This window comes from Clostridium sp., from assembly GCF_040797585.1.
In the GTDB taxonomy this organism is placed as follows: domain Bacteria; phylum Bacillota; class Clostridia; order Clostridiales; family Clostridiaceae; genus Clostridium_Z.
In genome coordinates, this window is the sequence record NZ_JBFNEO010000307.1 from 1 (window position 1) to 2,133 (window position 2,133).

The 2,133-nt window shown below is 30.7% G+C and carries 1 protein-coding gene and 1 riboswitch; the gene reads right to left on the bottom strand.

Annotated elements, in window-relative coordinates; all coding sequences use genetic code 11:
• Positions 1-146 precede the first annotated feature (146 nt).
• Positions 147-248, bottom strand: a riboswitch (purine riboswitch).
• 109 nt (positions 249-357) lie between these two features.
• Entirely contained in the window at positions 358-2,019 is a 1,662-nt protein-coding gene (locus tag AB2369_RS13065; protein ID WP_367666907.1) for a glutamine--tRNA ligase/YqeY domain fusion protein, read from the bottom strand.
• Between the last annotated feature and the right edge of the window lie 114 nt (positions 2,020-2,133).

Here is a 2,133-nt window from a genome sequence, read left to right on the forward strand (position 1 = left end):
CTCCTAATGATACACCCTACTTAAAATATATAATCCATCTAGTATTTAATAGTATATACTATTAAATACTTACTCATAAATTAGTTACTGTAAACCTATGGAGTTATTTTAATATCCTATAAATTTATAGAAACCTTTATATCTTTAGTGATAAATTATATACTCGTAGTCAGGGAGTTTGCGGCCTCCTGGTAGAAACTTCTGAACCATATTATCAGATATATACGAATATTTAATAATATTTTTTATAATGTATATTATATTATAAATAGTATAAAATACAAGCACTATTTTAAGTGCCTTTATGATTTACTACTTTAAATCTCTATGTATTATAAAAGGACCGAAAATCGGTCCCTATTTTTTATCTAGCTTAAAAGAACTCTTTAATGATACTATTCTATTAAGCACTAAGTTATTTTGTTTACTATCTTTAGGATCCACATTAAAATATCCATGTCTAAATAATTGATACTTGTCTTGAACATTAACATTCTTCATGTTAGTTTCAACAAATCCCTTTAACACTTCCATAGAACTCTGATTGATTTGTTCTAAGAAATGCTTATCTTCTTCACTATCATTATCAAGAATTAATGGCTCATAAAGTCTAAATTCAGCAGGAATAGAGTCTGTTGCATCTACCCAGTGAATGGTTCCTTTAACCTTTCTTCCAGTAAAACCAGTTCCACTCTTAGTTTCTGGATCATAGGTACAATGAATTTCAGTAACATTTCCATTCTCATCCTTTATTATATCATTACACTTTACGAAATAAGCACCCTTAAGTCTTACCTCATTTCCAGGGAATAACCTAAAGTATTTCTTAGGGGGATTTTCCATAAAGTCTTCTTGCTCAATATATAGTTCTCTAGAGAACGGAACTAATCTCTTACCTGCGTTTTCATCATCTGGATTATTCTCTATCTCAAGCATTTCAACTTTTCCTTCTGGATAGTTGGTTATAACAAGCTTTAATGGTTTTAAAACTGCCATAGCTCTTGGAGCTTTTGTATTAAGATCTTCTCTTATAAAGTGCTCAAGCATAGCTGCATCAACCACTGAATTAGCCCTTGCCACTCCTATAGCTCTACAGAAATTCCTTATTGATTCAGGAGTATAGCCTCTTCTTCTAAGTCCAGCAATGGTAGGCATCCTTGGATCATCCCATCCATCAACTATATTCTCATCTACAAGAAGCTTAAGCTTTCTCTTACTCATTACAGTATTGGTTATATTTAATCTAGCAAATTCAATTTGCTGAGGAGTACTCTCCATTTCACATTCTCTTACTACCCAATCATATAATGGTCTATGATCTTCAAATTCAAGGGTACATATAGAGTGAGTTATACCTTCTATAGCATCCTCAAGAGGGTGAGCAAAATCATACATTGGATATATGCACCAATTTGTTCCTGTATTATGATGCTCTGCATGAGATATTCTATATATTATAGGATCTCTCATATTAATATTAGCTGATGACATATCTATCTTAGCTCTTAATACCTTTTCTCCATCCTTAAAATCTCCATTTTTCATTTTTTCAAATAACTGAAGATTCTCTTCTACACTTCTATTTCTATAAGGACTATCAGTACCTGGTTCCTTCAAGGTTCCTCTATAGGTTCTTATTTCTTCTGGAGTTAAATCACATACATAAGCTTTTCCTTTTTTTATAAGAAGTATAGCTCTATTATACATTTCTTCAAAATAATCAGAAGCAAAGTATAAGTTATCCCAATTAAATCCAAGCCACTGAACATCTTCTTTTATAGATTCTACATATTCAGTATCTTCTTTAGTTGGGTTTGTATCATCAAATCTTAAATTTGTATTTCCCTTAAATTCATCTGCAAGCTCAAAGTTTAAAACTATAGATTTTGCATGCCCTATATGCAAATAACCATTAGGCTCTGGAGGAAAACGAGTTATAATTTCTTTATGCTTTCCACTTTCTATGTCGGAAGTTACAATGTTTTTTATGAAATTTGATGAGGTAAATTCTATTGACATCTTCATCATCCCTTTTCTCGCCTTAATTTATTCTTAAATAAATATATCATAAAAAGACAAATGTTTCTATAAAATCTTATTAATTTTGCCTTAGTTAAGATATTTACTATACTA